Genomic DNA, 6,683 nt, shown 5'->3' on the forward strand with positions numbered 1-6,683 from the left:
CAGACCTTGTGGACCAGGGTACCGGCGATGTGGCCGCCCTCGCGAAGGAGATGCGCCGCGCTAACTCGCTCTATCTTTGGTGGGACTAAGCAGGATAGTCAGCTAGCGGCGATGGTCAGCCCGGCGCCGTCGCAGATCAGGTGAGCGCGGTATCGCTGGCGAGCACCTCACCGCAGGACTGCGCCTGCACCGAAGGCACACTTAAGACGAACGCCGTTGCGAATAGTGTTGCGACCCGATGAACCATTGAGCGCCTCCTGCACATAATCCGTGAGTCCTTCGGCTCAGAATAGCGCCCCCACTCGGGCAGTCAATCGCTTAGGTGACTAGCGCAAATGCAAACTCTATCGACGCCAAGGAGGCGTCTCGTCAGGCACTCGCCGGCTCAGCGCACGCAACGCCTTGTCGGCGGACTGCGCATCGATGCGCCCCGTTTCCAGCAGCGCCCACACCCCCGCAGTGAAGACATGGTGATCATCCACTTCGAAGAAGGCCCGCAGGTTCGCTCGGGTGTCACTGCGGCCGAAGCCATCCGTACCCAAGGTCACAAACCTGCCCTGCACATGGGCAGCGAGCGGCTGCACGACGGCGCGCACGTAGTCCGTCGCCGCGATCACCGGCGCCTCGCCGGGTAGCATTCTATGCAGCTGGGACTCCACCTCCGGCCCCGCTGGGTTCAGCCTACGCCAGCGCTCCGCCTCGTTCGCCCCACGAACCACCTCACTCGCCGACGTCAAACTGAAGACATCAACCACGCAGTCCAGCGCCTCCGCCAGCGCTTCGCCCGCCCGCAACACTTCGTTTAGGATCGGCCCCGACCCAAGCAACCGTAGCGCTGCTTCGCCATCCCCGCCAAAGCGCTGGTAGCGGTACAGTCCCGCCACGATGTCCGCCGGATCCACATGCGCAGGCATGGACGGCTGCGCGAACGACTCGTTCGAGACGGTCAGGTAGTAGAACTCATCCACCTGCTCCTCCAACAAGCGCCGTGCGCCGTGGTCGAAGAGCACCGCCACCTCGTAGGCAAAGGCCGGATCGTAGGCACGACAGCTCGGCACCGTCGCCGCCATCACATGGCTCGACCCATCCTGGTGCTGCAGCCCTTCACCTGACAAGGTCGTTCGCCCAGCAGTGGCCCCGATCAGAAATCCGCGCGCCCGTTGATCAGCCGCCGCCCAGATCAGGTCGCCGATCCGCTGGAAACCGAAGATCGAGTAGAAGATGTACACGGGCAGCATCGCTAGCCCATTGGTGCTGTAGGACGTGGCCGCCGCCACCCAGGACGATACGGACCCCGCCTCCGTGATCCCCTCCTCGAGCAACTGTCCGTTGGCGCTCTCGCGATAGACGAGCAGCGACTTGGCATCTTCGGGATTGTAGCGTTGGCCGTCCGGCGAGTAGATGCCAATCTGGCGAAACAACGGCGCCATGCCGAAGGTGCGCGCCTCGTCCGCCACGATGGGCACGATGCGCGGGCCAAGGGCGGCGTCCTTCAGCATCTGCGAGAGCTGACGCACCCACGCCGACGTGGTCGACATGGCGTGGCCGTCCGCCTGGAGGGCGAAGGCGGCGTGCGACTCGATCGGCGGCACGGGCACCCGCTCGGCCTGCGTACGGCGACACGGCAGGTACCCACCGAGCCGCCGTCGGCGGGACTGCAGATACTCGTGCTCCGCGCTGCCCTTCGCCGGGCGCCAGAAGGCCATCTCGGCGACCTGCTTGTCCGTGAGCGGCAGATCGAAGCGATCGCGAAACTCCAGCAGCGCCGTGTCGTTCAACTTCTTCTGCTGGTGCGCCGTCATGCGCGACTCCCCCGCCGCGCCCATGCCAAAGCCCTTCTTGGTCTTGGCTAGGATAACCGTTGGGCGGTCGAGATCTTCCGTCGACTTGGCGAAGGCCGCGTAAAGCTTTCGCATGTCATGGCCGCCTCGGCGCAGGTCGTTGATTTCCGCCACGGACATGTGGGAGACGAGCGCCTGCAGTTCGGGGTCGAGGGCGAAGAAGTGTTCCTTGTTGTACTCGCCGTCGTTAGCGCCCAGGGTCTGGTATTGGCCATCCACCGTGTTGGCGAAGTGGCGCAGCAGGGCGTTGTGCTTGTCGGCGGCGAACAGGGCATCCCAATCGCTGCTCCACAGCACCTTGAGCACCTGCCATCCGGCGCCCGAGAACAGGGACTCCAGCTCCTGGATGATCTGGCCGTTGCCACGCACGGGGCCGTCCAGACGCTGAAGGTTGCAGTTGATGATGAAGGTAAGGTTGCCGAGGCGCTCGCGCGCGGCGAGCGACAGGGCGGCGATGGACTCGGGTTCGTCCATCTCACCGTCGCCGAAGATGCCCCACACTCGGCGCGCGTGCGTATCGGCCATGCCACGCGCCTGGAGATAGCGCAGGAAGCGTGCCTGGTAGATCGCGTTAATGGCGCCGATGCCCATGGAGCCGGTGGGGAACTGCCAGAAGTCCGGCATCAGCATCGGGTGCGGATAGGACGACAGCCCACCGCCGTGGGTCTCCCGGCGAAAGCGCAGGAGGTGCTCCTCGTCGAGGCGACCCTCGAGGAAGGCACGAGCGTAGATGCCGGGTGAGGAGTGCGGCTGGAAGTACACGAGGTCGCCGCCATCCTCCGCGTCAGGGCCTCGGAAGAAGTGGTTGAAGCCCGTCTCGAAGATCTCGGCGGCCGAGGCGTAGGTGGCGATGTGGCCGCCTAGTTCGCCATGGGCAGCGTTGGCGCGGGCCACCATGCAGAGGGCGTTCCAACGCATGAGGCCGACCAGTCGCTGCTCGATCGCGAGATCTCCGGGATAGGGCGGCTGCTCCTGCAAGGGGATGGAGTTGCGGTAAGCGGAGTAGCGCTGTGGTGCCAAAGATACGCCCAGGTGCTGACCGTGCAACTCGAGCCGTCGCAGGAGGTAGGCGGCGCGCTCGCGACCGCCGTGTTCGAGGACGGACTCGAGCGAGCGCAACCAGTCGGAGGTCTCGTCGGGGTCGTCGTCCCGCGGGTTGTCGCCCACCCCGTCCATGTCGCTCATCTGTCCCCGCCCATATGCCAAGTGGATCCTCGAAGGTGCTCGAGCCGTCACGCTAGTCTAGCGGGGCAAATGGGGACGCACATGATCTGCGGATCAGTATTCCACCGGTTTTGAGTTATCCGACGGAGCGTTGCTACCCTGGACCCTCACCAGCCGGTGACCTCGCCGGTTGCCTCTTCAACGCGCACTGCACGGCGCAATAACACTGATCAGATGTTCGTCCTCAAGCGCAAAAATCCACTGATTCGGCGTTGGTCCATCTGCCTGGCAGTTGGGCTAGGCATGATCCCGACCCTTGGTCAGGCAACCGCGTGCTCCTTCGCGCTCCTGGGCGCTCCCGTGCTCCGCACGTACAAGCCGATTCTCTACTCGACCAGTCCTTTTTTGGAGGAAGCCGGGTACAAGTATCCCGTCTTGATCTCCGGACCCAGGTCACCCTTGAACGTCTTCGCTGTTATTGCCGGGCGGCGCCCAGCCTCCGAAGCCAGGAACGAGCGGGCCGCCGAGGCACGACGCATGCTCTTGGAAATCTCCGCGAAGTCCGACTACCCGATGATGCACCTGATCAGCGTCTGCGATCACACGTTCCAACGTGAGCAAGACATCCCGGCGTTCTCGAGCTGTGAACATCAGTACTGGAAAGACAGCCAAGGCGATTGGCTGGACATGCAGTCAGACCCTTGGACCTTCCTGCAGGGTAAGGTCGAAAATGCGACTGGGACCGACCGGGGTTTTGCCGCCTTCTCCCTGGGGCTGCTGACGTGCGCCGAGAATTACGGCGACGACCCGTTCTCGGATGCCCTCTCATGGTTTGCAGCATCAGCAAAGGCGCTGGAAGGGCAGACAGAGCAATTCCCTTTGGGAATTTTAGTGTTAGGAGTTGTAATCAGCGCGCAGATTCAGGTGCAGCAGCAGGCGCTAGGCAGCGCGCCCGAAGCCACGTGGCGCGACAACATCGGCAGCATCTCCGAGCCAGTATGCGAGGCTATTGTCTGGAACCGCGCCGTCCCGATCCGCAAGCTTGCGCCCGAGTACCCTAAGCATCTGCTAAAACCCGGTCGCTCCGAGGGGTTCACGCTCCGGCTTGCGCTCGACAGCCAAGGGCTCGTGCAAAGCGTATCGCTGGTGGAATCCCCAGACGCCAAGGAAGATGGGAGGCCTCCGCACAAGAAATTCCTCAAAGAAGCATCGACTGTGCTCAGTCGCTACCGCTACCTGCCCGCATGCGTCGACGGCCGCCCCGTGCCCACCACGGTTGAGCACGACGTTTACTTCTGGGCGCAAGAGGTGAGGGGATCGTCCCCGGGCAGGCACCGAGGCGCGGTCTCCGTGTACGAACGAGTTGAACAAGGCACTGCAAACGAATAGACCTTTCACTAGCCCGCATGCCCCATTCGAGTGCATCTCAACGTCTTGCAATCATGTTGCAAGACTTGCGTTCGGTACGCTTCGGTGCTTTGCGCGCGAGATGAACTGCCGCTCCTACCCCTTTGGCGACTTTTGCTTGTGCAACGACCGTTGTGATCGCTCCGTGAGTGTTCGTAGAATGGCTGCCGCGTAACAAGGGAGCGATGTCGCCCACGCGGCGGCAAGAGGGGAGTATGCGCAAGGGAGCCGCTGAGCGAGAGCGCTCGGAAAACCGCTGGAAGGCCCATCTGAAGGCCCTCCAGGAAGATCAACCATCTCAACCCACCCACGCCAAACCCAAGCTGTTCCGCAACAGCCAGCAGCTCGACGGCAACGGCAACACGCGCTGGTGGCTGCACCGTTCTGGCAAGCCTGCGGGGGACGGCGCCGCGCGCGACTATCGTGCCGCACTCGCCGCCCACGAAGCGCCCAACGAAGACGCCCTCTACCCGAAAGCCTCAGGCAAACCAAAGAGTTAGTTGGCGGCCCTTACGGTGACCAGGCGGCGAACTCCGCAGCCTGCGCATAGGACGTTTGCGTCCCCTTGCCCGTCACGCTGTGCGAGGCGTAGCGCACCGCTGTAGCCAGTGCCGCCTCCACCGCGCTGCCCTTGGCCAGGGCCGAGGCAAAGCAACCAATGAACGCATCCCCGGCGCCGGTGGTATCCACAGCCTCCACCTTTGGCGCCGGCACCAGCGTCTTCTCGTCGCCGCGCAACCAGAGCGCTCCCTTCTCGCCCAGGGTCACGATCAGGTTTTTCAGCCCGCGCGACAGCATTGACTGGGCCGCGGCGATGATCTGCGCGTCAGTGCCCACCGGCATGCCCGTCAGGATCTCCAACTCCGTCTCGTTGGGCACGACGTAGTCGCAACGACACGCATAGTCCATGGAGAGCGCCGTGCTCGCGGGGGCCGGGTTCAGGAGGACGGGGATAGCGTTGGCGTTACCGAACTCGATAGCTGCGTACACCGTCTTCAACGGCACCTCGAGCTGGAGGATGATCATGCTGCACCGGCGCAGACGGTCGGCGGCGGCCTCGATATCTGCGGGGAGCAGATGCAGGTTGGCGCCGGGGATGATCAGGATGCGGTTCTGAGAGTCCCCGTCCACCCAGATCGGCGCAACGCCGCTGGAAACGCCCGGCACCTTGGTCACAAAGTCGGTATTCACACCGAACTTGGCGAAGTTCTGCAACGTATTGTCGGCGAAGGCGTCGTCGCCGAGCCGTGCCATCATCAGCACGTCGCTGCCGAGCTGCGCCGCTGCCACCGCCTGGTTGGCGCCCTTGCCGCCACAGCCCATGGCGAATTCCCTGGCCACGAGGGTTTCACCGGCCTTCGGGATCGTGTCCGTGTAGGCGATGAGGTCAACCATGCACGAGCCGATGACTGCAATTTCCATGACGATGAAGGCCGTTCTTATTGCGTTCGCGACAGTGTAGCCTAGCGCCCTTTCCCGTAGCTGGCGGTGGGCGCCATGAGTGAACTCAGCTCTGCAACACTTGCAAGCACCATCGAGCACACCTTGCTCAAGCCGGAGGCCCGAGCTGAGCAGATCGATCAGGTGTGTCGCGAGGCGCTGCAGTACGGCTTCGCGTCGGTGTGCGTGAACAGTCGCTGGGTCGCGCGCGTGGCCACATGGCTGGCGGATAGCACCGTGACCCCCTGCAGCGTCGTTGGCTTCCCCTTGGGCGCGAGCCTGCCGAGCGCGGTGGCCTTCGAGGCGCGCTGCGCTATCGAGGCGGGAGCCGGCGAGATCGACATGGTGATGTCCGTTGGCAGCGCACGCGATGGCGACTGGGCGGCCGTGAGCGAGGGCATCGCCGCGGTGAAGGCGGCGTGTGGCGACGTGCCCCTGAAGGTGATCCTGGAGACATCTCTGCTGGACGACGCGCAGAAGCGCCGCGCCTGCGAAGTCTGCCGCGACCTTGAGGTGGCCTTCGTAAAGACCTCCACCGGCTTCAACGCCGCGGGCGCCACCGTGGAGGACGTGGCGCTCATGCGTGCGGCGGTCGGTCCGCAGATGGGCGTGAAGGCCGCCGGAGGCATCCGCGACCGCGCTCGCGCCATCGCCATGCTGGAGGCGGGCGCAACGCGCTTGGGGTGCAGCGCCGGGGTCGCCATCGTGACCGACGGCCAGGGCAGCGCGGGCTACTAGTGTCCTATCATTTAGTTCGTTGAGGAATACGCACGGGACTTTTGTTCCTGAGTGCGGCGCGACGACGAGCGTGGCAGGCCCCACGGGAGGAGG

General features: G+C 64.3%; 5 protein-coding genes. 3 read left to right on the forward strand and 2 right to left on the reverse strand.

Going from position 1 to position 6,683, the window contains the following annotated elements:
* Positions 1 to 344: 344 nt before the first annotated feature.
* A complete protein-coding gene (gene aceE / locus AAF184_23975; GenBank protein ID MEO0425413.1) occupies positions 345 to 3,026 on the reverse strand; it encodes a pyruvate dehydrogenase (acetyl-transferring), homodimeric type in 2,682 nt (893 codons plus the stop codon).
* 438 nt (positions 3,027 to 3,464) lie between these two features.
* Here aceE and AAF184_23980 point away from each other — a divergent pair, with 438 nt between their 5' ends.
* Together AAF184_23980 and AAF184_23985 are read left to right on the forward strand one after the other, a co-directional pair.
* On the forward strand, positions 3,465 to 4,394 hold the full coding sequence (locus AAF184_23980) for a hypothetical protein (protein MEO0425414.1): 930 nt from the start codon (positions 3,465 to 3,467) through the stop codon (positions 4,392 to 4,394).
* A 233-nt stretch (positions 4,395 to 4,627) separates the two neighbouring features.
* Positions 4,628 to 4,912: a hypothetical protein gene (locus AAF184_23985; GenBank protein ID MEO0425415.1), complete on the forward strand. Its 285-nt coding sequence runs from the start codon at positions 4,628 to 4,630 to the stop codon at positions 4,910 to 4,912.
* Between the two features lie 10 nt (positions 4,913 to 4,922).
* Here AAF184_23985 and rbsK read toward each other — a convergent pair whose 3' ends face one another.
* Positions 4,923 to 5,834, reverse strand: a complete 912-nt coding sequence (gene rbsK / locus AAF184_23990; protein ID MEO0425416.1) for a ribokinase — start codon at positions 5,832 to 5,834, stop codon at positions 4,923 to 4,925.
* 75 nt (positions 5,835 to 5,909) lie between these two features.
* Here rbsK and deoC point away from each other — a divergent pair, with 75 nt between their 5' ends.
* The gene (gene deoC / locus AAF184_23995; protein MEO0425417.1) at positions 5,910 to 6,590 is read left to right on the forward strand and encodes a deoxyribose-phosphate aldolase; all 681 of its coding nucleotides are present in this window, start codon (positions 5,910 to 5,912) and stop codon (positions 6,588 to 6,590) included.
* Positions 6,591 to 6,683 lie beyond the last annotated feature (93 nt).

This window comes from Pseudomonadota bacterium (assembly GCA_039815145.1).
Classification (GTDB): domain Bacteria; phylum Pseudomonadota; class Gammaproteobacteria; order Steroidobacterales; family JBCBZW01; genus JBCBZW01.

What these genes read in the sequence shown, in the direction of transcription:
- aceE (MEO0425413.1), bottom strand. Translation starts at nt 3,026, where the DNA reads ATGAGCGACATGGACGGGGTGGGCGACAACCCGCGGGACGACGACCCC.
- AAF184_23985 (MEO0425415.1), top strand. Translation starts at nt 4,628, where the DNA reads ATGCGCAAGGGAGCCGCTGAGCGAGAGCGCTCGGAAAACCGCTGGAAG.
- rbsK (MEO0425416.1), bottom strand. Translation starts at nt 5,834, where the DNA reads ATGGAAATTGCAGTCATCGGCTCGTGCATGGTTGACCTCATCGCCTAC.
- deoC (MEO0425417.1), top strand. Translation starts at nt 5,910, where the DNA reads ATGAGTGAACTCAGCTCTGCAACACTTGCAAGCACCATCGAGCACACC.